The organism is Sphingobium sp. FG125, assembly GCF_057809795.1.
Window position 1 is genome coordinate 18,906 of sequence record NZ_JBMDKQ010000028.1, and the last position, 24,107, is coordinate 43,012.

The 24,107-nt window shown below is 62.8% G+C and carries 18 protein-coding genes and 1 tRNA gene; 7 read left to right on the forward strand and 12 right to left on the reverse strand.

Annotated elements, in window-relative coordinates:
* The first annotated feature begins 452 nt into the window (after positions 1-452).
* Entirely contained in the window at positions 453-2,279 is a 1,827-nt protein-coding gene (locus tag ACODSR_RS19120; protein ID WP_489078192.1) for an ATP-dependent nuclease, read from the forward strand.
* A 128-nt stretch (positions 2,280-2,407) separates the two neighbouring features.
* Here ACODSR_RS19120 and ACODSR_RS19125 read toward each other — a convergent pair whose 3' ends face one another.
* Both ACODSR_RS19125 and ACODSR_RS19130 read right to left on the reverse strand, forming a co-directional pair.
* Positions 2,408-2,728 (reverse strand): helix-turn-helix domain-containing protein, encoded by a 321-nt coding sequence (locus tag ACODSR_RS19125; RefSeq protein WP_489078193.1) that lies wholly within the window; start codon positions 2,726-2,728, stop codon positions 2,408-2,410.
* On the reverse strand, positions 2,718-3,053 hold the full coding sequence (locus tag ACODSR_RS19130) for a type II toxin-antitoxin system RelE/ParE family toxin (RefSeq protein ID WP_489078207.1): 336 nt from the start codon (positions 3,051-3,053) through the stop codon (positions 2,718-2,720). Before ACODSR_RS19130 ends, ACODSR_RS19125 begins: the two co-directional genes overlap by 11 nt.
* Here ACODSR_RS19130 and ACODSR_RS19135 point away from each other — a divergent pair.
* Together ACODSR_RS19135 and ACODSR_RS19140 are read left to right on the forward strand one after the other, a co-directional pair.
* The gene (locus ACODSR_RS19135) at positions 2,967-3,290 is read left to right on the forward strand and encodes a hypothetical protein (protein WP_489078194.1); all 324 of its coding nucleotides are present in this window, start codon (positions 2,967-2,969) and stop codon (positions 3,288-3,290) included. The genes ACODSR_RS19130 and ACODSR_RS19135 overlap by 87 nt on opposite strands.
* Positions 3,291-3,566: 276 nt before the next feature.
* On the forward strand, positions 3,567-3,770 hold the full coding sequence (locus ACODSR_RS19140) for a helix-turn-helix transcriptional regulator (RefSeq protein WP_093082076.1): 204 nt from the start codon (positions 3,567-3,569) through the stop codon (positions 3,768-3,770).
* 59 nt (positions 3,771-3,829) lie between these two features.
* Here ACODSR_RS19140 and ACODSR_RS19145 read toward each other — a convergent pair whose 3' ends face one another.
* The 3 genes from ACODSR_RS19145 to recJ all read right to left on the reverse strand — a co-directional run bounded on the left by ACODSR_RS19145 (position 3,830) and on the right by recJ (position 7,191).
* Positions 3,830-5,086, reverse strand: coding sequence for a tyrosine-type recombinase/integrase (locus ACODSR_RS19145; RefSeq protein WP_489078195.1), 1,257 nt, complete (start codon positions 5,084-5,086; stop codon positions 3,830-3,832).
* 163 nt (positions 5,087-5,249) lie between these two features.
* Positions 5,250-5,324 (reverse strand) — tRNA-Glu (locus ACODSR_RS19150).
* 100 nt (positions 5,325-5,424) lie between these two features.
* Positions 5,425-7,191 (reverse strand): single-stranded-DNA-specific exonuclease RecJ, encoded by a 1,767-nt coding sequence (recJ, locus tag ACODSR_RS19155; protein ID WP_489078196.1) that lies wholly within the window; start codon positions 7,189-7,191, stop codon positions 5,425-5,427.
* 148 nt (positions 7,192-7,339) lie between these two features.
* Between recJ and ACODSR_RS19160 the strand changes: the two genes are divergently transcribed.
* Positions 7,340-9,391, forward strand: a complete 2,052-nt coding sequence (locus ACODSR_RS19160) for an autotransporter assembly complex protein TamA (protein ID WP_489078198.1) — start codon at positions 7,340-7,342, stop codon at positions 9,389-9,391.
* Positions 9,392-13,609 (forward strand): translocation/assembly module TamB domain-containing protein, encoded by a 4,218-nt coding sequence (locus ACODSR_RS19165; RefSeq protein ID WP_489078199.1) that lies wholly within the window; start codon positions 9,392-9,394, stop codon positions 13,607-13,609.
* A gap of 129 nt (positions 13,610-13,738) precedes the next feature.
* Here the strand turns inward: ACODSR_RS19165 and ACODSR_RS19170 are convergent, their stop codons facing one another.
* From ACODSR_RS19170 to dapA, 7 genes are all read right to left on the reverse strand, one after another.
* A complete protein-coding gene (locus ACODSR_RS19170; RefSeq protein WP_489078200.1) occupies positions 13,739-14,524 on the reverse strand; it encodes a transglutaminase-like domain-containing protein in 786 nt (261 codons plus the stop codon).
* Between the two features lie 440 nt (positions 14,525-14,964).
* Positions 14,965-16,038: a recombinase RecA gene (gene recA, locus ACODSR_RS19175; RefSeq protein ID WP_489078201.1), complete on the reverse strand. Its 1,074-nt coding sequence runs from the start codon at positions 16,036-16,038 to the stop codon at positions 14,965-14,967.
* Between the two features lie 99 nt (positions 16,039-16,137).
* Complete coding sequence (locus ACODSR_RS19180; protein ID WP_489078202.1) at positions 16,138-16,494, reverse strand: response regulator; 357 nt, start codon at positions 16,492-16,494, stop codon at positions 16,138-16,140.
* Between the two features lie 96 nt (positions 16,495-16,590).
* Positions 16,591-19,020 (reverse strand): hybrid sensor histidine kinase/response regulator, encoded by a 2,430-nt coding sequence (locus tag ACODSR_RS19185; RefSeq protein WP_489078203.1) that lies wholly within the window; start codon positions 19,018-19,020, stop codon positions 16,591-16,593.
* Positions 19,021-19,062: 42 nt separating this feature from the next.
* The gene (locus tag ACODSR_RS19190; protein WP_217675441.1) at positions 19,063-19,659 is read right to left on the reverse strand and encodes a DUF2062 domain-containing protein; all 597 of its coding nucleotides are present in this window, start codon (positions 19,657-19,659) and stop codon (positions 19,063-19,065) included.
* Positions 19,659-20,141 carry an SsrA-binding protein SmpB gene (gene smpB / locus ACODSR_RS19195; protein ID WP_006959198.1) on the reverse strand — a complete coding sequence of 161 codons (483 nt, stop codon included), beginning with the start codon at positions 20,139-20,141 and terminating at the stop codon, positions 19,659-19,661. The genes ACODSR_RS19190 and smpB overlap by 1 nt, the downstream gene beginning before the upstream one ends.
* Positions 20,142-20,305: 164 nt before the next feature.
* Positions 20,306-21,184: a 4-hydroxy-tetrahydrodipicolinate synthase gene (gene dapA, locus ACODSR_RS19200; protein ID WP_489078204.1), complete on the reverse strand. Its 879-nt coding sequence runs from the start codon at positions 21,182-21,184 to the stop codon at positions 20,306-20,308.
* 99 nt (positions 21,185-21,283) lie between these two features.
* Here dapA and ACODSR_RS19205 point away from each other — a divergent pair, with 99 nt between their 5' ends.
* Positions 21,284-23,359, forward strand: a complete 2,076-nt coding sequence (locus ACODSR_RS19205) for a lytic transglycosylase domain-containing protein (RefSeq protein ID WP_489078205.1) — start codon at positions 21,284-21,286, stop codon at positions 23,357-23,359.
* A gap of 145 nt (positions 23,360-23,504) precedes the next feature.
* Positions 23,505-23,990, forward strand: coding sequence for a transcription elongation factor GreB (gene greB, locus ACODSR_RS19210; protein ID WP_489078206.1), 486 nt, complete (start codon positions 23,505-23,507; stop codon positions 23,988-23,990).
* Positions 23,991-24,107 lie beyond the last annotated feature (117 nt).

The window sequence follows — 24,107 nt, forward strand, 5'->3', positions numbered from 1 at the left end:
GTCTCGGTGAGCGGATTGACAAGTTGGTGGGGCGGCAGCGTCGCGCGGCCTTCATTCGGGAAGTGCTGGAGCGAGAAGTCGAACGGCGCGAAAACGAGCAAGGTAAGGCTGGCTGACTAGGCCTTTAATCTCTGACCAAAATTCGAAGCGGCCCTTGTCGGACACTCAGCGATGGCGAGGTGCCGCCACAAAGATTTATTGGACCACCGCGAACGTGCGAGGCTTATGACCGAACCTTCTGTCAGGCGGCTATGCGCCAACTCCGGTGATTGAAGCGTGCCTCGCTTCATCCTGAAAGCAGTCTTTCACTTTGCTTTATTCGTTTGGTTCTCAAACTACCGAAATCCAGAGGCCACCCTTCCCGCCAACAGCTAAAACCTCGACCGGCTTCTTGTCCCCGCCTAACGCGGCAGCTATGCGCGATGAATGGCCGAGTGCTTCGGGGAAGTTGCATGCGAAAAAATCCTAACCTCATAAGCAGCGTCGAGGTTAAATATTACCGCTCAATCCACTCACAGAAAATAAAAGATTGTGCCCCGGTTAATATAATAACGGGTGGGAATGATGTTGGAAAATCAAACCTGCTTCGGGCACTCAATCTATTTTTTAATGAAACGTCTGAAGACGGAAAGCCAATTGTCTTTCAAGAAGAATTCTCACATTCCCGTCTCGATGTGGTCCGCCGAGAGTCGGTTAAAGGGCGGCAATTTATTCAGATAGAAATCGAATTTAACTGTCAGGAGTCGTTCAAGAAAACTTTACCGCCCCGCTTCAAAGTTCGAAAAACATGGTTTCGAGACAGCAAAACGCCAAAAATATCGCATGATCTCGACAGGTATATCGCCGCAGGAAAGCTGGATACCACGTTAAATAAGGCGGAGGGAAGCCTCCAGAGATTTCTCAATTCTGTAGTTTTTACGTATATTCCCGCCATTAAAGATCGCACCATTTTTCGGACAATTCTGGCGGAATTGCAGACTCTGTTGTTCGAGAGTGCCAGTGGCGGTTTCAGCGCGGATTTGGAGCGATTTAGCGGAGAGCTAGAAGGCCAGGCCCAAGAATTGCGGAATGCCTTCTTGGAAATCACACAGGTCGACGCGCGAATATCGCTGCCTTCGACCTACGCAGACCTCTTTCGAGCCTTCAATATCCAAACATCGGGTGCTTTCGGCGATGCCGTCTCGCTAGATAACCGGGGCGATGGTGTGCGAGTCAGGTTTTTGCCTGCGATCCTCAATTACATCGCCGAACGGTCATCGAAGCTTCACGTGTGGGGTATAGAAGAACCAGAAAATTCGATGGAGTACAGCAGAGCTTTCGAACTCGCGAGCACAATGGCAGAAACGTACTGCCACAATGCTCAGATATTTCTTACCACGCATTCGCCAGCTTTTATTGACTTAAGTCGTTCCGGGCAGTCAATCTATATGGCGAGCCGCGATAAATCAGATACAATATTTTCGCATCTGAATAGCGCGCGGGTTAAAAAGGTCGAGGGATCTGATCCCGTAATGCTAATCGCAGGCGAGCTGGGCCACATCCGGCTGATGAATGAGCTGCATGAAAAGCTCGAAGCCCAACTTAGCGCAGCCAAAAATGCACAAGAAAATCTCGTGGCTGCGCTCAAAGAGGTCCAGGAAATTAATAGACCTGTTCTTCTGACTGAGGGTAAAACTGATGTTATTATTATCAGCAAGGCTTGGGAGATTCTGCGAGGCGGCTCCCCTCCATTTGCGATAAAATCCTGCAATGTTCTTGGTGAAGACGAGAAAACAGATGCTGCTGGGGCTGCTCAGCTGAGTATGTGCCTGCGGTCGATTATGGCCGATCATCACCACAAAGTTATCGGCCTGTTCGATCGCGACATTGATGGTAAGAAGGGATGGCAGCTCGACGCCAATTTCCAAAAGCTGGCATCGTTCGATGACATAAAATTAGCCAAGAATAAACGGGCGTCTGGAATCCTCCTTCCAATACCGACAAATTTACCGGAACTCGAAAAGAGTAATCATCATTGCGTTGAGTTCATGTTCCCAATCGAAGCGTTGAAAAAAAAGTTCGAAGGGCGAGGTCTAGTTCTTAAAGGGTTGCCGATCGAGACAAAATGTGGGCCAACCGTGATTGAGCGGAAAGAGGGTACGGAATTGTGGCAGTTGACCGTCGACGACGGGAAAAAGTGGTTTGCAGAGAAGGTCGTACCTACCCTTCCCGCAGAAGACTTTGCGGCTTTTGAGCAGATTTTTGCTCTAGTCCAGACTGTGCTGGACTTGCCTGACTAGTCGCAAAGTACGGGGTCTTGCGACCTAAGCCTTCGGCGCCCGGCAGCTATCCAAGCGCCGCCCCTTGAAGCCCGCCTGTCCGCCATCGGCCAAGTTTTCACGACGAACAGACGAAGGGTACGGGAAGGCTATGCGACCGCCTGTAATCCCTTGCGTTGGATGATCGACAGAAGGCGCAGGGCAGGGCCGCCGGGCCGCTTCACACCGCGTTCCCAATCCGACACGAGATTGCGCGAGACGTTGAGATAGGCGGCGAACACCGGCTGCGAGACATGCTCACGCTCGCGGATCGCCCGAATTTCATCGCCTGCCAGCGTGGGGGCGGGGGCGAGGCACGCTTCATCGAATGTACGCAACGTCGCGCGCGACACCACGCCCGCGTCGTGAGCGTCGCTCATCATTTCATGGATCGCGCCCGCAATCTCGCTGCGATAACCTTTATTCTTCATCACGGTCCCCATCGTCTATCTCCACCAGCGTTCCCAACGCTACCAAACGGTCCAGTTCCCCAGCGCTCCATTCCAGTGCCTCGCTCGCCGCGTCGCGGAGCAAGGCCAGGTCCGCCTTTGATATGTTCGCCTGCGCACTCTTGGCGAACCCGAAAGCGAATATCGCCTTGTCACCCTGCCGGAACAGGATCAGCGTCCGGTAGCCGCCCGACTTGCCGTGTCCGGCGCGCGCGACCCGTTGCTTGATGACGCCGCCGCCAAGATCGGCATCCACCAAGCCGCTTTCTGCGCGCTGCACGGCTTCACGAAGCGAGGCATCGGCTATCCGCTCTTTTCGCGCGAAGCGCTCGAACCAACCATTTTTGAAGATGCGCGCGATGGCGGTGCTCCTGCTTCTGTGACTTCATATAACACTGAGCGTTATATTTCAACCTTGATGGGAAGGAACGACACGGTATCGGCCTTCTTGACAGCGCATAGACTGCGGGTGAGCATGAGTTTGCTTCATGACGCTGAGAAGGTGGTCCTTTCAAAGGAGCCTCCGATGAACGACTCGACCTAACGCCTGCTGGCTGTCCCCTGAAACGGGGGCGGGTGCGAAGGCTTGGCATGAAACTTTGGTACAGGCTGGGAAAAAATCTTCGCTGATTGTCATCAGTGAGAAGCCTACGCCAAATTCCGCCGTCTTCCGCCGCCGACCGCCAATTGCCGCCAGCGTTCACCGATCCATGAAAGCGTAGCTGCCAGCACGCCTGGAACACTCTTGTCCGGGACGGCAAGGCATCCAATGCTCGTGGCCGGGGGCGCGTACAACATCCTGATTTGAAGAGACTGCCCCATGACCAACAGTGATCGTATCATTCGCCTGAAAACCGTCCTCGCCCGCACAGGGCTTTCCCGCACGACGCTTTATCGCAAGATGGGCGAAGGCACTTTCCCGCGCCAAGTGAAGATCAGCGTCCACGGCGCTGGCTGGCGCGAGTCCGCCATCAACCGCTGGATTGCCGATCCGGTAAGCTACAGGGAGGAGTTGGGCGTTTGATCTTGTTGCCGTGCCCCACCTGTTGGAGGCATGGGCACGGCAACATTGACGGCTTGCGATCAGGCGGCTTGGCTCTTCGCCTTACCAAACTTGCCGGTTACGACCCTATGCCCGTCGTGCAGGAAGTCGAGATGGTCGGACCAGTGCTGCATCATGCGGACCCGCTCGTGCCAATATTCGCCTCGCGTGTATGCGCGACGCACGGCGTTGTTGTCGCAATGGGCAAGCTGTCGCTCGATCGCGTCGGGATGCCATAGTCCCATTTCGTTGAGCAGGGTCGCCGCCATCGCCCGGAAGCCGTGGCCGGTCATTTCATCCTGTGCGAAGCCCATGCGCCGCAACGCGGCGTTGATGGTGTTCTCCGACATGGGCCGGTCCACCGAGCGGAGCGACGGGAAAAGGTAGCCGTTATAGTCGGCATCATGTTCGATGGTGCCAAGGATCGCCAATGCCTGCCGCGAGAGGGGGATAGTATGGGCACGGCGCATCTTCGTCTTGTGCGCCGGGATGGTCCACAGCGCCTTGTCGAAATCGAAGTCGGCCCATTCGGCATGGCGTAGTTCGCCTGGGCGCACGAACACGTGCGGGAGCAGTTGCAGCGCTGCTTTGGTGTTTGCAAAGCCCTCGAACGCCTCAATGGCGCGCAACAGTCCGCCCGCATCATCCGCGCTGGTGATCGCGGCGCGGTGGACGGGTTTGGGCGCGATCAGCGCTCCGCGCAGGTCAGCCGCCACGTCACGCTCCGCGCGCGCCGTGGCGATGGCGTAGCGGAGTATCTGGCTGCATGTGCTGCGCAGGCGCTTGGCCGTCTCGTAGCGGCCCTTGCCCTCCATTTTGCGCAGCATGGCCAAGACCTCCTGCGCGGTGATGGCGGTGACAGGGCGCTTGCCCAGCGACGCATTGATAAAGGCCAGCAGCCAACGCAGCTTTTTCATCGTGACAGAGGAGCGGCCTTCACGCTCGACTTTCACGAGCCATTCGTCGGCAACTGCCTTGAAGCTGTTGGACGCGGCCACGGTCGCGGCAATCCGATCCAGCTTGATCTTTTCGGCGGGATCATTCCCCTTTGCCAGCACCTTGCGGGCGGCGTCGCGCTGCTCGCGGGCGTCGTCGCGCTGCTCGCGGGCGTCGGCAAGGCCGATGTCAGGATAAATTCCAAAGGCCAACGTCTTTTGTTTGCCAAGGTGGCGATAGTTCATCCGCCAGTAGCGCCGACCATTGGGTGCGACATAGAGGAAAAGGCCATCGCTATCGGTGAGTTTATAGGGCTTGGCTTTGCCCTTGGCATTTTTGATCGCAGCGGCGGTGAGCGCCATGATGGTATCTCCTTTTCGAGGAGGGCCGCGCTACCATCAGATATACCATCAAGTTGCTGGTATCCGGTGGTCCGAGACCGCTCCGTGTGGGATACCTATACCATGAAAAACCGCAGAATTCCGCCGTTTCCGGCACATTCTGATACTCTCTGGGAGAGTATTTTGGTGACCCCTACGGGAATCGAACCCGTGTTTCAGCCGTGAAAGGGCCGCGTCCTAACCGCTAGACGAAGGGGCCGTTGGCAGCGCCACCGGATGGCGCTGCGAAGCGAGGCGGGCATTAGGAGGAGACGGCGCAGGGGTCAACCCCCTTTTGCGTGTCGCGGGAGGCTTCGCCCTCAATCGGCCCAGGCGGCGTCCTCCAGATGGAGTTCGGCGGCCGGGCGACTGCCCCAATCGTCAATCTTGGCGCGGCCCGCGACCCATAGCCGCCGGTCGCGCGGCGCGCCCAATATCGCCTGGCCCAGATCGGTTTCGGCCTGCCGGAAAGCGATGGTCTTGAACGACCGGCCATCCTCCCCGCCCATGATCGCACGCAAATGGCCATTGCCCACGATGTCGGCCTTGATCACGCGCATCGGCCCGGCGGCGATGCGGGGGGCTGGCCAGCCAGCGCCATAGGGACCGCCTGCCTCGATCGCGGCGATGAAGTCGGGATTGACGCCAGCGGGCGCCAGCACCGCGTCGATCAGCAGCGCCCGATCGTCACGCGCCCGCGCCACAGCAGCAGACAGGCGATCGTCGAGGAAATCGGCCAGCGCATCGACCCGGTCCGCCGCCACGGTCAGCCCCGCCGCCATGGCATGACCACCGCCCGCGACCAGCAGGCCGCTATCCTTGGCCGCCATCACCGCCGCGCCCAGATCGACCCCGCTGATCGAGCGGCCCGATCCCTTGCCGACGCCATCCTCATCCAGCGCGATGACGATGGCGGGTCGCCCGGCCTTTTCCTTGATACGGCCCGCGACGATGCCGATGACGCCGGGGTGCCAGCCCTGCCCGGCGATCACTGCGACGGCGCGATTGCCCTGGACGGCCAGCAGCGCTTCGGCCTGTTCCTGCACGGTCGATTCGATCGCGCGCCGTTCTTCATTATACTGATTGAGTTGCTCGGCGATCCGCGCGGCCTCGGCGGGGTCCTCCGTCGTCAGCAGACGCACGCCCAGATCAGCCTGCCCCACGCGCCCGCCCGCATTGATGCGCGGTCCCAGCGCAAAGCCCAGATCATGGCAGAGCGGCGCGCGGGTCAGGCGGCTGGCGTCGATCAGCGCGGCGAGACCGATGTTGCGGCGCCTGGCCATGACTTTAAGCCCCTGCGCCACGAAGGCGCGGTTCAGTCCTTTCAGTTGCGCGACGTCGGCCACGGTGCCCAACGCGACGATATCGAGCAATTCCATCAGCGCGGGTTCGCTGCGCGTCGCGAACCAGCCGCGCGCCCGCAGCACCCGCACCAGCGCCGCGCCCAGCAGGAAGGCGACACCGACCGCAGCGAGATGGCCATGGGTCGCCGCCTCATCCCCCTCGTCCAGCCGGTTGGGATTGACCAGCGCCAGCGCCAGGGGCAGCGCGGCGCTGCATTTATGATGGTCGACCACGACGACATCGACCCCGGCTTCGCGTGCCATGGCGAGCGCTTCGAACGCCTGCGCCCCGCAATCGACGGTGACGATCAGGGTTGCGCCCTCGCCCGCCAGCCGCACCAGCGCCTCGCCCGACGGGCCATAGCCCTCCATCAGCCGGTCGGGGATATAGGGCCGCGCCGCCAGCCCCAAATCGCGCAGCAGGCGGATGAGCAGCGCGGCGCTGGTCGCGCCATCGACGTCATAATCGCCGAAGATGCGCACATCCTCGCCCCGCTGCACCGCGTCGGCCAGCCGTTCGGCGGCGGCGTCCATGTCGCGGAACAGGCTGGGGTCGGGCATGAAGGCGCGGATGGTGGGGTTGCGATGGGCCTCCAGCGCGTCCCTCGGACAGCCGCGCGCCAGCAGCAATTGGGTCACCAGATCATCGGGCAGATAGCCCGGCTCGCGCGCATCCGCCCCCTCCCCGCGCCATTTCCAGGGCTGGCCAGTGATCGAGCGGGCAATGTTGAGCGCAAATGTCATGCCGCCGCTCTAGACTCTGGGAAGCATGGAGGGAAGCGCGGGCCATCGCGGCGAATTTTACCCTGGGCGGAACCCGCGCAACCCTTTGGGCGTATTGCAGGTTCGTCCGCTATCTGTATCGCGGACGGCAAAGGGGCATTGCTGACATATGATAAGACGACAGGCGCATCATGTCCGGCACATGTTGGGCCTCCTTATCGCAACCGCATCCCCCCTGCCGTTGATGGCACAGACAGCTACGCCGCCTGCCGCGGAAGAACCGATCCTGCCGGATGACCAGTTTGACGCGCGCCTGCCCTCGATCGACAGCTGGATCGAGCAGCAGATGCCGCAGACCAGCGCGATGGCGGAACTGCCCCCCGCGACGGAGCCGGTGCAGGAGCCAGAACTGGCGCAACCTTTGCCCGCGCTTGGCAGCGTGACGGTGCCTGCCAATGTCGCGGCCGACACTGACCCGAACACACAGACACCCGATATCCGCTACGCCACCCGGATCGAGGGGTTCGGCAAGACGGGCCTTGAAGACGAATTTCGCGAGGCATCCGCGCTGATCGACGGCGATGGCAAGGCGGAGACCGCCGCGATGGTGCAGGCGCGGGCGCAGGAGGATGAGAAGCTGGCGGTGCGGCTCTTCTATTCCGAAGGCTATTATGACGCGACCGCGCTCGCCAGCCTCGACCAGACCGGCGATGGCACGCTGACTGCCGTGGTTTCGGTGACGCCGGGCAAACGCTACAAGCTAGGCGATATCGTCGTGGCCGCCAGGCCAACAGTACCGCCGGGGCTGGCGCGTGACAGCCTGCCGCTCAAGACCGGGGACTATATCGTCGCCGCGACGGTTGAGGGGGCGGAAGCCAATGTCGCGCTGAAACTGCCCGAACAGGGCTATGCCTTTGCCAGGGTGGGCGATCGCGACATATTGCTCGATCCGGCAACTGTGACCGGCGACTATAGGCTGCCGGTCGATACCGGCCCGCGCGGCACGTTCCGCAAGGTCACGACCAGCGGCGCGAAACAGGCCTTTGGTGCCGATCATATGGAGGTGATCCGCCGCTACAAGCCGGGCGAGATTTACGACAGCCGCAAGGTGGACGATTTGCGCAAGGCGCTGGTCGCGACCGGGCTATTCTCCAGCGTCGCGGTGGAACCGGTGCGGACCAACGAAGCCGGGCCGGACGGCACCGAATATGTCGATCTGCATGTCGAACAGGATGCCGGACCGCCACGCACGCTGGCGGGCGAGCTGGGCTATGGCACCGGCCAGGGTTTCCGCGCGGAGGGGACATGGACCCACCGCAACCTCTTCCCACCCGAAGGCGCACTGATCGCAGGGGTGGTCGCAGGCACGCAGGAACAGGGCGTGTCGGGCACGTTCCGCCGGTCCAATGCCGGCAAGCGCGACAGGACGTTTCAGGCCGGGGCGCTGATCAACCATCAGAAATATGACGCCTATGAAGCCTTCACGGCGGGGCTGAACATCAGCTGGGCGCGGCAATCCACGCCGATCTTCCAGAAGCGCTGGACCTACAGCTATGGCGCGGAAATCCTGCTGTCGAATGAACAGACGACGATCGACCCGGCGACCGGCCAGAACAAGCGGCTGACCTATTTTATCGGCGCGCTGCCGGTGCAGGTCGGTTATGATCGGTCCAACGATTTGCTCAACCCCACCAAAGGCTTCCGCGCCAGCGTGCGCGTGTCGCCCGAAGCCTCGTTACAGGGCGATGTCTCCCCCTATGTGCGCGGCACGTTCGACCTGACCGGCTATTATCCCGTGTCCGATGCACTGGTCATCGCCGCACGAACCCGGCTCGGCACGATCAGCGGCGTGGCGCGTGACGATGTCGCGCCGTCGCGGCGCATCTATGCGGGCGGGGGCGGATCGGTGCGCGGCTATGGCTATCAGGAACTGGGACCAAAGGACGCGAACAACGATCCCGTTGGTGGCCGGTCGGTCAATGAATTTGCGGTCGAGGGCCGCTATCGCTTCGGCAATTATGGCGCGGTCGCCTTTGTCGATGCAGGCCAGGTCTATGACAGCGCCATCCCGAAATTTTCCGACATGCGCTATGGCGTGGGCATAGGCGGGCGCTTCTACACCAATTTCGGTCCGTTCCGCGCCGACATTGCGATGCCGATCAACCGGCAGCCGGGCGAATCCAAATTCGCCCTCTATATCGGCATCGGGCAGGCTTTCTAAATGACGCAGGACGACACCCCCACCGAGACTGTCCCCGCCCAGACCGTAGTGATCCGCGAGGGTCGCCCGCTTTGGCAGAAGATCGCGATCGGGGTCGTCGGCCTGCTCGTCGCGCTGGTCGTGCTGGCGGCGGGGTTGCTGCTGGGTCTCAATACCCAGCCGGGCAAGAAATTCCTGATCCAGCAGATCGCCGCGCTGAAGCTCGAATCGGGCATGGGAATCGAGGTCGGGCGGATCGACGGCTCTATCTACAGCGACATGGTGATCCACGATCTTATTCTGCGCGATCCCAAGGGCGTGTTCGCGGTGTCACCCCGCGTCCATGTGGTGTGGAAGCCGTTTCGCTATGTGAACAATCATATCTCGGTCAGCCTGCTGGAAACCCCGCTGGTCGTGCTGGCGCGCAGTCCGCAGTTCAATGCGACCCCGACCGATCCCAATGCGCCGATCCTGCCGGACCTGGACATTGACGTTGACCGGATGAAGATTGGCAAGTTCATCCTCGCCAAGCCCGTGATCGGCCAGAAGCGCGAAATCGCGATCGACGGCGTCACCCATATCGCCGATGGCCGCGCGATCCTGTCCGCAGACGCCATCGTCGACAGCGGCGACCGGTTGCAGGCCAAGCTCGATGCAGTGCCGGCGCAAAATCGCCTGGCCATGAGCGGCACGCTGACCGCGCCCAAGGGAGGGGTGATCGCCGCCATGTCCGGCCTGACCGACGGGATGACCGCGACTCTGGATGGCAAGGGGACGTGGCAGGCGTGGGACGGGCGCATCGTCGCGACCAGTCCCAACGGGCAACTGGCCAATATCGCCATCGCCGCGCGTGACGGTGCGTTCACCGCCAAGGGGCCGGTCCGCCCCGGCCTGGCCATGGCAGGTACGGTCGATCGCCTGACCGGCCCGCAGCTGGACGTAGATCTGTTTGCCGGACTTAACGAGCGGCGGGTGAATCTGAAAGGCACAGTGCGATCGCCAGCCCTGTCCGCCGATGCGCAGGGGATCATCGACCTAGGCACCAGCCGGTTCAGCGCGCTCAGGATCAACGCGGCGCTGCTGACCCCCGGCGCGATCATGGCGAAGGTGAAGGGGCGCGACGTGCGCGCCGCGATCATCCTCGACGGGCCGATGGCGACGCCGTTTATCGACTATGACATTACCGCGAAATATCTGGCGTTCGACGCCACCGGTATCGAGAATCTGAAAGCCAGCGGGCGCGCGGTGATCGACGCCGACCGTATCCGCATTCCCGTCAACGCGACCGTAAGCCGGGTGACCGGCCTGAACGCCGCAGCGGGCGGGCTGATGAACAATTTGCGGGTGAAGGGCGATTTCGCCTATGCGGGCGGCAAGCTGATCAGCGACAATCTGAAGATCGACAGCGACCGGATCGACGCCACCGCCATCATATTGGCGGACCTCGATAACGCCCTCTATCGCGGGGCGCTCAAAGGGCGGGTCAACGACTACCGCATCGACGGGGTCGGCATCGTCAACCTGAACACCGATGTCGAGCTGGTCCCCGGACCCAGAGGCGGCTTTGGCCTGTCGGGGCGCTTTGGTGTGCGGACGGCGCGCTGGGACAATGCGTCCGTGCGCGATTTTCTGGGCGGCAATGCGGTCGCCACCGGGCGGATCGGCATGACGCCGGAGGGCAAGTTCATACTGGCGGGGCTGAAAGGTGCGGCGCCCAATTTCACCATCCAGTCGGGATCGGGCAGTTACGACACGGACGGACGGATCGCGTTCGACGCCACCGCTTCGTCCCGCCAGTATGGGCCGCTGGCCTTGACCGTGCGCGGGACGATGGAGCGACCGCAGGCGGTGCTGCGTGCGGCGCGGCCCAATGTGGGCGTACAACTGTCCGACGTGGTGGCGAAGCTGAACGGTGAGGCAGCGGGCTATAGGCTCGAAGCGACCGGTGGATCGCCTTATGGTCCCTTCTTCGCCAACGCCCTCATTCGCACCGCCAGCGGGCCGTTGACGATCGACATTGCCAAGGCGCGCTTTGCCGGGGTGGATATGGCGGGCACGGTGCAGCAAAGCGCCGCTGGTCCCTTCACCGGGCAACTCAGCATGAACGGGTCGGGCATCACCGGCGCGGTGCGGCTGGCTGCGGTCGGCAAGGCGCAGGGGGTGGACGTCAACGCCACCGCCAGCAATGCGAAATTGCCGGGCGATGCAGAGGTCATTATTGGCCGCGCCATCGTGAAAGCCTCCATGGTGCTGACCGATCAGCCGCGCATCGTCGCCGATGTGCAGATCGCCAACGCCGCCTATGGCGATTATGTCGTGCGTACCGGGCGCGCCAAGATCGACTATCAGGGCGGGCGCGGCAAGGCGCAGCTGGTGGCGGACGGTTCCAGCGGCGTCCCCTTCTCGATCGCGGCCAATGCGGCGTTGCGCCCCCATCTCTATGCCGTGGCGTTGCAGGGCAAGGCGGGCAATATCCCCTTCCGTCTCGCCAATCCCGCGATCATCCGCACCGAGCCGGCGGGCTATCGGCTGGAACCAGCGACTTTGGTGCTGCCGCAGGGCAAGGTCGATCTGGCAGGCCGCTTTGGTGACAGCACGGCAATGCAGGCGCGGTTCAAGGATTTTGATCTGGCGATCATCAACATCGCCGCGCCTGGCCTGGGCATTGGCGGCAAGGCGACCGGGACGCTGGACTTTACCCAGACCGGCAACGCTTTCCCAACCGCGACAACCCGCCTTGCCATCGCCGATTTCCGCCGATCCAGCCTGACCGCCGTGTCCGATCCTGTGTCGATGCGCATGGAGGGCAAACTGTCGGGCGCGGGCGGCGATTTGCGCGGGCTGATCCGGCGCGGGACGTCCACGCTGGGGCGGTTCGTCGCCACCCTTGCCCCGCCGGGACCGGGGGCCAGCTGGAGCGAACAATTGCAGGCGGCACCCTTGGGCGGTGGCATCCGCTATGCCGGGCCTGCCGATGTGCTTTTCTCCTTCGCGGGACTGGCTGACCAGCAATTGACCGGCGGGCTGGCGGTCGCCGCCGATTTCAGCGGGCGGCTGACCGACCCGCGCGTCAATGGCATCGTCCGCGCCAATGCGCTCACTTATGAGAATGAGACGTTTGGCACCCGCGTGACGAGCATGAAACTCGATGGCCGCTTCACCAACGACCGGCTGGAGCTGCGCGATTTTTCCGGGCGGGCGGGCGACGGCACGGTCAAGGCGTTGGGCACGGTCGGGCTAGCCGCCGACAGCGGTTTCCCGATGAACATCGCGATCGCGCTGGACCGGGCGCGGCTGGCCCGCAGCGAAGCGATCACCAGCGTGGTCAGCGGGACGATGGCCATCACCAACAGCCCGGCTAATGGCGGCCTGATCAAGGGCGACCTGACCCTGCCCGAAACTCGCTACAAGGTCGCCTGGCAGGGTGGCACCGACATTCGCCAGTTGCAGGGCGTGCGGCGCAAGGGGGAAGGCACGGACATTCTGGACCAGCGTATGGCTGCGCGGCAGGCAGCGGCAAAACCGGCGGACTGGAAACTCGATATAAGGCTGCGGGCCGACAATGAAATCTACGTCACTGGCATGGGGCTGGATTCGGAATGGAAAACCGCCATGCGGGTGACCGGCACCACCGCCAATCCGCGCGTGGTCGGCCGGCTGGAAGTGCTGCGCGGGCGTTACAGTTTTTCGGGCAAGCAGTTCGATCTGGAGCAGGGGGTCATCACGTTCAACGGCCCGATGCTGAACCCGGTGCTGGCGATCAAGGCGCAGACCCGGATCGACACGGTGACCGCGGGCATACAGGTGACCGGATCGGCGCAGCAGCCCGACATCGCCTTCATCTCCACCCCCACTTTGCCGCAGGATGAAATCCTCTCGCGCATATTGTTCGGGGATAATGTCGCCAACCTGTCGGCGATGCAGGCGGTGCAACTGGCCGCCGCGCTCAACGGCCTGCGCGGCGGCAGCGGCGGGCTGAACCCGATGGGCAAGTTGCAGGGCGCATCGGGCGTCGACCGCATCGGCATCGTCGGCGGCGACGAGGCGACCGGACGCGGAACGTCCCTCGCGGTCGGGCAGCATATCTCGAACAATGTCTATGTCGAGGTGATCACGGATTCGAAAGGCTTTACCGCCACCCAGCTGGAGATCGCTTTGTCCAAGACGCTGAGCCTGTTGTCCAAAACCGGCACCAATGCCGGGTCGTCGGCGAACCTGCGCTATTCCAAGGATTATTGAGGGGGGCGGGCAGCCGGTTCGTTACATCACCCGTTCGGGCTGAGCCTGTCGAAGCCTCGTCCTTCCCTTCAAGAAGAACTGCCCTTCGACAGGCTCAGGGCGAACGGAGGTGGGGTGCCTGCCCCTATATTATTCGTCCACCCGCGAGACGAGGATGGATTGGGCGTTCATCATGGCGTTGCCGAAGGCGGTCATGAAGGCGATGTCGGTGGCGTCGCGGCCGACGGCGATGCGGACCATGGTTTCGACCGGGGCGAGGCCGGTCGAATCGACGATATGCCATGCCCCGTCGAGCCAGACTTCGACGACAGCGTGAAAGTCTGGCGGATCGAGGCCGAGGGCATAGACCGACACCAGACGGGCGGGGATGTCGCGCGAACGGATCAGTGCGGCGGTCAGATGGGCATAGTCGCGGCAGACGCCCTGCTGCGCGACGAAGGTGTCGGCGGCGGTGGTCGCGCCATCGGAACTGCCCGGCACATAGATGAGGTTGTCGTGCACCCAGTCGCGCAGTGCCGCGACCAGTGCGCCGCCCTCCAGATCGGGGAAATGACCGCAGACGAAGCTGACGAAGCGATCGGCCTCGCAATAGCGGCTGGGCCAGATGAAGGGCAGCACCTCTTCCGGCAGGCTGGGCAGCGGGCTTTTGTTGAGGCTGGCGAGATCGACCGCAGGCCGTTCGACATCCACCGTGGCGCGGTAGGTGCTGAGCATCCGGCCAGTGCCGGTGCGGGTCCAGGTGCGCCGCCCGACGCCGCTGCCGCCGACCTTGTTGGTCAATGGCCCTGCATTGTTGATGATATGGGACTGGCTGACGATATGCTGGTCGGGCAGCGCGGCAGCCTCCACCGCCAGCAGCACATCGGTCGGTTCGGCGAAGTCATAATCCAGTATCGCCTCGATCGCGACGCGCATCAGGGGAGCCTTTCAGGTTTGGGGAAGGAGACGCGGTAACGCGCGAAAGGGGATTAGGGTGCAGAGCATTGCGATGCCGCAGGCAGAGCGCAAGCCGCCAATAGGTTCAGCCACGCAGAGCGTCACGATTTTGAGATGGCAACCCGCCCTCCGTTCGTTTCGAGCGCAGTCGAGAAACCAGTGCGGCACGTTTCTCGACTGCGCTCGAAACGAACGGATCAGGCTGACATAATCACGCTTAACTTCGCACATTTCCCGGTAAATCGGACATAATCTTGCGCTAGCCTGATCCTATCGGAAAGTCCGACGCGCAGGATCTGGACGGTAAAAGGCCCGCTGCGCAAGGGTGAAGCAGCGGGCCTTTTCAGTGCGTGAAGCGAGAGGCGGACGAGCCGCGTCAGAGGCTGTTCCGGCTGATCCGGCCGGACAGGCATCTGCGCTTATTCGTCATCATCCTCCGCTTCGGGTCCGGCCATCAACGCTTCGGCGACCACATCGGTCTTGCCCCGGATCGCCTTTTCCAGACGGTCCGCCATGTCAGGATGCGTTTTCAAAAATGTCTTGGCGTTTTCGCGACCCTGGCCGATGCGGACTGAATCGTAGGAGAACCAGGCGCCCGATTTCTCGACGATCCCGGCCTTGACGCCCAGATCGAGAATCTCGCCAATCTTGGAAATACCCTCGCCATACATGATGTCGAATTCGACCTGCTTGAACGGCGGGGCGACCTTGTTCTTGACCACCTTCACGCGGGTCGCGTTGCCGACAATATCCTCGCGATCCTTGATCTGGCCGGTGCGGCGAATGTCGAGGCGGACCGAGGCGTAGAATTTGAGCGCGTTGCCGCCGGTCGTGGTTTCCGGGTTGCCGTACATCACGCCGATCTTCATGCGCACCTGGTTGATGAAGATCACCATACATTTAGAGCGCGAGATCGAGCCGGTCAGCTTGCGCAGCGCCTGGCTCATGAGGCGCGCCTGAAGGCCGACATGGCTGTCGCCCATCTCACCCTCGATTTCCGCGCGCGGCACCAGCGCGGCGACCGAGTCGATCACCAGCACGTCGATGGCGTTGGAGCGCACCAGCGTATCGACGATTTCGAGCGCCTGTTCGCCCGTGTCGGGCTGCGACACGATCAGTTCGTCAATATCGACGCCCAATTTCTTGGCATAGCCCGGATCGAGCGCATGTTCAGCGTCCACGAAGGCCGCGGTGCCGCCGCCCTTCTGCGCTTCGGCGATGACATGGAGCGCCAGCGTCGTCTTGCCGGAGCTTTCCGGGCCGTAAATCTCGATGATCCGCCCCTTGGGCAGGCCGCCAATGCCGAGCGCAATGTCGAGGCCGAGGGATCCGCTGGAGATGGCTTCAATCTCCAGCTTCTCCCGGCTGCCCAGCTTCATCGCGGAGCCTTTGCCAAATGCCCGGTCGATCTGGGCGAGCGCGGCGTCCAATGCTTTTTGTCTGTCCATAGTCCCGTTCTTCTTGGAATCGATGAGTGTGAGCATAGCGGACATCGGCCTATTCCCTGTCAAGCGGACTGCGCCGATTCTCTCGGCGCCTGGCGATGATGTATCCTGTTTGTTCCACTAGAACAAGGGGGGAACGGGAATTTCCTATTCGCCCAATATTTTTCCCAAGGCCCGCTCGACCGCGCCGATGGTGAAGGGCTTGGCGAGCGTCGGCCGATCGGCATGATGGGACGGCAGATCGTCGGCCATACCGCCGGTCGCAAAGACGAAAGGCACGCCCTTCTGGACCAATATGTCAGCGACGGGCCAGCTTTTCTCCCCCTGCAAATTGCAGTCGAGCAGGGCCGCGTCAAAGCCGCCGTCCCGCGCATGGGCGCAAGCTTCGTCGACCGACGCGGCGACCGCGTGCAAGCGGTAACCCAGCGCGTCGAGATAATCCTCCAGCATCATGCCGATCATCGCTTCATCCTCGACGATCAAAATGCTCTTAGCCGCCGACATGCCTTCGCAATCCCCTGTTGATACGCCTTTGCGCTAACCCATCGTTACGGGAATAGACAGGATAATCACCTTGATCGAGCGCAAGTTATTGAGGGGTCATTCCGCCACCGGCCGCATCGCCAGCGCGTCGCGCGCCGCTTCGGCCAACTGGTTGACCGAGAAGGGCTTGGGCAGGAAGGCGACGTTGGCGATGTCGATCGACTTGCGCAATTGCTCCTCGGCATAGCCGGACATGAACAGGACCGGCAGATCGGGGAAAGCGCGACGCGCCTGCGCCACCATGGCGGGACCGTCCATATTGGGCATCACCACGTCGGAGATCAGCAGGTCGATGGTCACATTCCCGGCCAGCACCTCCAGCCCCTGTTCGCCGTCGCTGGCGGTCAGCACGGTATAGCCCTGCCGCACCAGCGCCCGTTCGGCGACGGCGCGGACCATATCCTCATCCTCCACCAGCAATACGGTGCCGGTCCCCCATGTCTCGCTGCGCTTGACCGACGGCTTGACCGGGGCGACATCCTTCGCATCGGACCCGGCATAGACCGGCAGGTAGATGACGAAGCTTGCGCCGCGTCCCGTTTCGGATTCGGCAAAGATATAGCCGCCCGATTGCTTGACGATGCCATAGACGGTGGAAAGGCCAAGGCCCGTCCCCTTGCCCAGTTCCTTGGTGGTAAAGAAAGGCTCGAAAATCTTGGCCAATATGTCGGGCGGGATGCCAAGCCCGGTGTCTGACACGCGCAGTGCGGTATAGTCGCCAACTGGCAATATCTGCTGGCGCATCTCCCGCACCTTGATCGCGGGGACGCCATAGGTCTGGATATTGAGCGTGCCGCCTTCGGGCATGGCGTCGCGGGCATTGACCGCCAGATTGACGATCACCTGCTCCAGCTGGCCAGGGTCCGCACGCACCGCGCCCAGATTGCGGCCATGGCTGACGTCCAGCTTCACATTTTCGCCCAGCAGGCGCTTCAGGAGATTGGAGACGTCCGCGACGATGTCCGGCAGTTGCAATATCTGCGGCCGCAACGTCTGCTGGCGCGAGAAAGCGAGCAATTGCCGGGTCAGCCCCGCGGCGCGGTTGCTGTTCGACTTGATCTGCTGGATGTCGTCATAATCGCTGTCGCCGGGCGTATGGCGCATCAGCATCAGGTCGCAATGGCCGATGATCGCGGTCAGGATATTGTTGAAATCATGCGCGACGCCGCCCGCCAGCTGGCCGATCGCCTGCATCTTGGTCGCCTGCGCGACCTGCCGCTTGAGCTTGGATTCCTCGCTATTATCCTTGAGGCTGAGCAGCACCGCCGCCTCGCCAAGGCCGCGCACGCCCGCCAGGCTCAATGCGATCGGCTCGTCGGGCTGGTCGCGCATCCGCACCGCAATGTCGCCCGACATTTGCGGGCCGACGGCAAAGCGCCGCACCGCGTCGGCGACCGCCGCCTGATCCTCCCGCACCACCAGATCGCCGGGATAGCTGGGCTTATCGCCCGGTTTCAAGCCCGCCACCCGCGCAAAGGCATTGTTGACGAACAGCACCCGCCCGTCACGGTCGGCCATGGCGAGGCCAAAGGGCAGCAGCGACAGCAGGGTTTCGATATAGGAGAGCGCCGATGTGCCGCCCCCGCCCGCCGGCTCGTCGATCAGCAGCAGCAGCATCGGGCCGTCCTGCGCACTGGCCTGCGCGGACACGCCATTGCCCTGGCTGGCGCGCTTCAGCGGCACCTGCAACAGGCGTAGCGGCAGGCCGCCCTGCTCCTCACGCGCCAGGAACAGCCGTCCCTTGTCATCCACCCGCATATGGCTGGCGAAATCGCGGCCGGTGATATTGGCGTCGATCCGCCCCGCCGCGCGCAGCAGGAAGGCGCCATTGGCCGCGCGGATGCGGCCTTCGCCACCGATCATCACCGCCATGACGCCCGCCTCGCCCATCTGGCGCCCCGCTTCGCCGGTCAGGAAGCGGTTGACGTCATCCAGTGCGCTGGGCTGGCGCACCGGGGTGAAGCGCCAGAGCAGATAATCCTCCGCCCGGCCGGTACGCACCACTTCCACGTCCAGCCGCAGCGCGCCCTGCACGATCCCGCCGACCTTCGCTTCCCCATCGCGCCAGGCGGCACGGGCGGCGACGGACAGGCTTTCGGTCAGCGCCGCGTCGCCAGTGATGCCGGGGGGTGTGGGATAGCCTGGGAACCATTCACCAAACAGGTCGCTGGCGCAGACCAGTCGCCCGGCGCGATCGGTAACCGCAATCGCCATGCTGGAGGCGTCAGCGGCAGCGCGGGCTACAGTCCAATCGGGAATCGCCTCCTTGTCAGAGAGTTGCGGCGGATAGAGGCGGCGATACCAGGCCATGAGCGCCGCGATGGTCAATATGGTCGCGGCAAATCCGCCAGCGAACAACCAGTTGCCAATCGCATAGAAAACCAGCCCGGCCGACAGAGCCGCCGCCAGCAGCAGGAGCGGCAGGACCAGCCCCGATCGCGACTGGGTCAGCCACGCATCCCCATTGCTGTTTACCCGCGCGGCCATGGACGGCCTTCCCCCTGCATCGACACTGAATAGCCCTCTGCCTTAAAGGACAGAAGCGGCTTTCTCCAATGCGCTGCTTTCATGGACCTTGCCAATCCTCAATTTGCGCGCCTGCCATTTGCGGCCCATGCGGTGACGCCAGAACCAGTCGGCGATGACATAGCCGATGATCGCCGCCCCGACCGAGATGATCGAGAGGCCCAGCAGCATGGCGGGCGCGGCTTCGGACACCAGCCAGGCGGTCCATTGGCCGATCGTGGCGTGATGATCCACCAGCGTCATGAAGCCCGATGCGTCGGCGCTGCGCCCCAGCATCCAGTTGCCGATATAGACAGAGAGCCACAGGATGAGCGGCGTGGTGGCCGGGTTGGACAGGAAGGTCATGGCAGCCGCGACCGGGATATTGGCGCGGAACGGCAGCGCCAGCAGCGCCGCGCCTGCAATCTGGATGCCGGGGATCAGCAGGAAGATGCCGACCAGCAGCCCCAGCGCCACGCCGCGCGGCACGGAGCGACGGGTGAAACGCCACAGCGACGGCTCCAGCACGCGATGCGCGACGGGGGCGAGGAAGCGGTTATGCTCCAGGCTTTCGCGCGTCGGCGCATTGGCGTGCCACCAGCGGCTGAGGCGGTTGTCCATCAGCCCTTGTCCCGCATGATGCGCTGCTGGTCGCGCTTCCAGTCGCGGTCCTTGATCGTCTCGCGCTTGTCGTGATTCTGCTTGCCCTTGGCCAGCGCCAGCTCGATCTTGGCGCGGCCCTGGCTGTTGAAATAGACCATCAGCGGCACCAAAGTCATGCCCTGCCGCGACACGGCGCTGTGCATCTTGTGGATCTCCCGCTCATGCAGCAACAGCTTGCGGGGGCGTTTGGGTTCGTGATTTTCGCGGTTGCCGTGGCTATATTCGGGGATGTTGCTGTTCACCAGAAACACCTGATTGCCCTTCACCTCGGCATAGCTTTCCGCGATGGAGCCTTCGCCGCCGCGCAGCGCCTTCACCTCTGTCCCCTGCAGGGCAATGCCTGCCTCGAACACATCTTCGATAAAATAGTCAAAGCGCGCGCGCCGGTTCTCGGCGACGATCTTTTTCTTGTCGAAGGTAACGGGACGAGGGCGGGCCATGGGGTCAATCTATACCTAAAATCTCAACAACCGTTCGGCCCTTTGACAAGCCTAGGAGCGCGAAGTCGAAGCCTTCTACTGAGCGGAGCGAAGTGGCTTCGCTACGCTCAGCCGTGCCCTTCGACAAGCTCAGGGCGAACGGATGATGTAAGACGTCGACAGCTTTAAACCAGTCCGGCAATCTCCAATGCCCGATCGACCGCCGCCCGGCTGGATTCCGACGGCCAGGTGATCGGCAGGCGGACGTCGCCGGGCATGTCGGGCCTAACGCGCGTGAGCGCATATTTAACCGGGCCGGGTGAAGAATCGCTGAACAGGGCATCATGCAAGGGATAGAGACGATCCTGCAACGCCAAGGCACCATCCCAATCGTGGGCAGCGCAGGCCGCCTGGAAATCGGCGACCAGACGCGGCGCGACATTGGCGGTGACGGATATGCACCCCTTGCCGCCCATGGCGTTGAATCCCAGCGCGGTTTCGTCATTACCCGACAGCTGGCAGAAATCCGGGCGGCAGGCGAGACGCTGTGCGCTGACCCGCCCCAGATTCCCGGTGGCGTCCTTGATCCCCACGATCGTCTGAAATTCCTCCGACAGGCGATGGATCACCGGCACACCAATATCGGTGATGGTGCGGCTGGGAACATTATATAGAACGATCGGCAGGGAACAGCGTTCGGCAAGGTAAGCGAAATGCTGATAGACGCCGTCCTGATTGGGCTTGTTATAATAAGGCGCGACCACCAAAGCGGCGTCCGCCCCCGCCCCTTGCGCGGCATACATATGTTCCAGCGCGATTCGCGTGTCGTTGGAGCCGCAACCAGCGATCACCGGCACGCGCCCGGCGGCCTGATCGACGCAGATGGCGATGACGCGATTATGCTCCTCGACCGTCATGGTCGCGCTTTCGCCGGTGGTGCCGCAGGGGACGAGCGCGCTCGATCCTTGCGCGATCTGCCAGTCGACCAGAGCGCGAAATGCCGCCTCATCCACCGATCCGTCGCGAAACGGGGTCACCAGAGCCGGAATCGAGCCGGAAAACATGATTAAACTCCTTCAATTCTCCGGCCGGCCGGGGCATGATCGGTCAAGCGGCGCGCTATAGCGCGTCATTCAGGCGCTGATAAGGATGCATTTGCGATAATGTCCAGCATGGCGACGCCCCGAATGATTGAAAGTTACATTATCCGTATGCCCCTTATTGCCCTGTTGCTGTTTACCGCTGGCGCCAGCGCCCAGACTGAAAGTCCCGCGCCCGCTGATCCCCCCGGCGCTGTAGTCCAGCCGTTGCCGGGGCAAGGCGCGTCGTCGGGCCAGTGGAATCAGGTCGCCAGCCGCGTCGGCATGGCCAGCGACTCGTCGATCGGCGCGACGATCAGCCAGTGGCGTGCGCTCCAGCAGAGCGATGGGCTGGGCTTTTCCACCTATGCCAATTTCATCACCGCCAATCCCGGCTGGCCGGGCGAAGACCGGATGCGGCGGCTGGCCGAGACCGGGATCAACCCCGACAGCTATGATCCGCGCCAGGTCAGCGCCTTCTTCGCCCGCTTCCCGCCGCGCACCGCGACCGGCCATGCCCGCAACGCCACCGCGCTGGCGCAGATGGGCCGGATGGACGAGGCGCGGGTCGCTGCGCGCAACGCCTGGATCGGCGGATCGCTCAGCGTCGCGGATGAAGCGCGGCTGCTGTCCCTGTTCGGGTCCGGCCTGACGCCCGCCGACCATGACCAGCGCGCCGATATGCTGCTGTGGGGCAATGACACGGCAGGCGCGGCGCGGATGCTGGCCTATGTCTCGCCGGGTCGCCGCGCCGTCTATCAGGCGCGCATCGCTTTCCGCCGCAAGGCACCCGACGCGGCGATGCTGATGCAGGCCGCCGAAGCGGTGGGCGCGACCGACGCGGGCTTTGTCGCCGACAAGGCTTTGTGGCTGCGCGATACCGGCAACTGGGTCGCGGCGCGCCAATATCTGGCCAACCGCAGCGCGCTGACCTACCGCCCGGCCAACGCCGAAAAATTCTACGAAATATTGTTGGGGCAGGCGCGCGCCGCCGCCAATGACAGCCAGTGGAGCTTTGCCTGGGGCATCGCCAGCAAGATTGACGACGCGGTGCCGCCCGGCATCGACCTGTCCGATCAGCCGATCGGCGTGCGCGACGATTATACCAGCCTCGCCTGGCTGGCCGGGACCACCGCCTTCTACAATCTCAATCGCCCGACCGACGCGATGACGATGTTCCGCCGCTACGCCGAAGCCGCCAAATCGCCCCAGACCAAGTCGAAAGGCTATTATTGGGCCGGGCGCGCGGCGCTCCAGTCGGGTGATGCCGCCACCGCCAACAGCTATTTCGCGCAGGCCGGCGTCTATCCTGACCAATTTTACGGCCAGTTGTCGCTGGAACGGCTGGGTCGCCCGATCCCCCCGCCCGCCACGGTCGAGCGCCCGGTGCCGATTTCCGCCGCCGAGCGCGCCGCTTTTGACCAGCGCTCGGTTGTGCGCGCGGTCAAGGCGCTTGGGCAGATGGGCTATTGGGAGGATCAGGGCAAATTCGCCCGCGCCATCGCCAACAATGCCGACAGCGACACCGACCATTTCCTGGCCGCAGAACTGGCCGAACGGATCGGCCGCACCGACATGAGCGTCATGGTCGGCCGTCGCGCCGTATCCAGCGGCCTGACCGGCTATGGCACCAGCGCTTTCCCGCGCGTTCCCGTGCCGCCCAGCGCGCAATATAACTGGACCATGGTGCACGCCATCGCCCGGCAGGAAAGCCAGTTCGACAAGCAGATCGTCAGCCATGCAGGCGCGCGCGGCCTGATGCAGCTGATGCCCGGCACGGCACGCGAGCAGGCGGGCAAGCTGGGCCTTGGCTACAACCCCGCCTCGCTCAACGATCCCAGCTATAATATCATGCTGGGATCGGGCTATTTTCAGCGGATGCTCGATTATTATGGCGGTGCTTATCCGCTCGCGGTCGCGGCCTATAATGCCGGACCGGGCAATGTGAACAAATGGCTGCGCGCCAATGGCGACCCGCGCCTGCCGGGCGCGGACATGCTCCGCTGGATCGAGCAGATCCCGATTTTCGAGACCCGCAACTATGTGCAGCGGGTGCTGGAAAATGCCGTCGTCTATGAAGCGATGAACCCGGAACGGGCGCGGTTCCGGGGGACCAGCGCGGTGCTGAGCCGCTATCTGGGGAAACAGACGCCGGGGTAGAAGGATATTCGCGCAGAGGCGCAGAGACCGCTGAGGGTTTGGAGGGCCGCTGCGCGGCAAATCTTCGGACCATAATCTCTGCGCTCTTTGCGCCTCTGCGCGAACAAAATTGCCTGAGCCATGAAGCACAAGATAAGGGGATAGCATGACCACCCCCTATCCCAACTATATCTCTCCCGAAGGCTTCGCCAAACTGCGCGCCGAATATGACCATCTGCTGGGCGTCGAGCGCCCCGCGATTGTCGAAGTGGTCAGCTGGGCGGCGGGCAACGGCGACCGGTCGGAAAATGGCGACTATCTTTATGGCCGCAAGCGGATGCGCGAGATCGACTTCCAGCTGAAACGCCTGTCGAAGAAGATGAAGGACGCCAAGGTCGTCGATGCACGCGCTCAGCCGGACAAAGCCCGCGTCTATTTCGGCGCGACCGTCACGATCGCGGACGATGACGACAATCATCGCACCGTCACGCTGGTCGGCAATGATGAAACCGATATCGAGGCAGGCCGGATCGGCTGGTCCTCCCCCATTGCCCGCGCGCTGCGTGGCGCAGCGGTCGGCGACCTGCGCCGTGTGGTGCTGCCGTCGGGCGAGAAGGAATATGAGGTGATGGGGATTACATATCCGGGGTGACAACCTTCTCCAATCGGGGCGAAGGATATGCAGCCTTACCGAACGCAGTGAGGTTATACCACAGTGCTGTGATTGTGACTCATCTCCCCTCCCCGGCGGGGAGGGGTCGGGGGAGGG

Coding starts and splice junctions, on each gene's coding strand:
- ACODSR_RS19120 (WP_489078192.1), top strand. CDS start 453: ATGCGAAAAAATCCTAACCTCATAAGCAGCGTCGAGGTTAAATATTAC.
- ACODSR_RS19125 (WP_489078193.1), bottom strand. CDS start 2,728: ATGAAGAATAAAGGTTATCGCAGCGAGATTGCGGGCGCGATCCATGAA.
- ACODSR_RS19140 (WP_093082076.1), top strand. CDS start 3,567: ATGACCAACAGTGATCGTATCATTCGCCTGAAAACCGTCCTCGCCCGC.
- ACODSR_RS19145 (WP_489078195.1), bottom strand. CDS start 5,086: ATGGCGCTCACCGCCGCTGCGATCAAAAATGCCAAGGGCAAAGCCAAG.
- recJ (WP_489078196.1), bottom strand. CDS start 7,191: ATGACATTTGCGCTCAACATTGCCCGCTCGATCACTGGCCAGCCCTGG.
- ACODSR_RS19160 (WP_489078198.1), top strand. CDS start 7,340: ATGATAAGACGACAGGCGCATCATGTCCGGCACATGTTGGGCCTCCTT.
- ACODSR_RS19165 (WP_489078199.1), top strand. CDS start 9,392: ATGACGCAGGACGACACCCCCACCGAGACTGTCCCCGCCCAGACCGTA.
- ACODSR_RS19170 (WP_489078200.1), bottom strand. CDS start 14,524: ATGCGCGTCGCGATCGAGGCGATACTGGATTATGACTTCGCCGAACCG.
- recA (WP_489078201.1), bottom strand. CDS start 16,038: ATGTCCGCTATGCTCACACTCATCGATTCCAAGAAGAACGGGACTATG.
- ACODSR_RS19180 (WP_489078202.1), bottom strand. CDS start 16,494: ATGTCGGCGGCTAAGAGCATTTTGATCGTCGAGGATGAAGCGATGATC.
- ACODSR_RS19185 (WP_489078203.1), bottom strand. CDS start 19,020: ATGGCCGCGCGGGTAAACAGCAATGGGGATGCGTGGCTGACCCAGTCG.
- ACODSR_RS19190 (WP_217675441.1), bottom strand. CDS start 19,659: ATGGACAACCGCCTCAGCCGCTGGTGGCACGCCAATGCGCCGACGCGC.
- smpB (WP_006959198.1), bottom strand. CDS start 20,141: ATGGCCCGCCCTCGTCCCGTTACCTTCGACAAGAAAAAGATCGTCGCC.
- dapA (WP_489078204.1), bottom strand. CDS start 21,184: ATGTTTTCCGGCTCGATTCCGGCTCTGGTGACCCCGTTTCGCGACGGA.
- ACODSR_RS19205 (WP_489078205.1), top strand. CDS start 21,284: ATGTCCAGCATGGCGACGCCCCGAATGATTGAAAGTTACATTATCCGT.
- greB (WP_489078206.1), top strand. CDS start 23,505: ATGACCACCCCCTATCCCAACTATATCTCTCCCGAAGGCTTCGCCAAA.